Raw genomic sequence first — 254 nt, 5'->3', positions numbered from 1 at the left:
TGTAAAGATTATGGATTTCTTTTTTAAATTGTTTAATTATGATGTATCAGAATAAAAGAATGTTGCTTGTATTTACTTGCTTTTGACAATTATCAACAAATCATTGTTCGATATTAGCAATTAAATTGGGCGCAAATCAGGCTTTGTTTTGTTCAAAAAACTGGTTTCGAAAGATCTCTAATTGTAAAGAATTTTCGATTTTGGATTCTAAGAGTTTTTTGTTAATCCCCTCATCAGTTTTTAAATCAGTGGCA

The 254-nt window shown here is 28.0% G+C and carries 1 protein-coding gene; it reads right to left on the bottom strand.

The features are described 5' to 3' along the window. The coding region (locus OF365_RS03320) for a hypothetical protein (protein WP_263818179.1) at positions 1-254 on the bottom strand (254 nt) is incomplete at both ends.

Origin of the sequence: Ureaplasma zalophigenitalium (assembly GCF_025780055.1) — a bacterium.
Lineage (GTDB): Bacteria > Bacillota_I > Bacilli_A > Mycoplasmatales > Mycoplasmoidaceae > Ureaplasma > Ureaplasma zalophigenitalium.
This window is presented reverse-complemented; position numbering and strand designations above follow the sequence as displayed.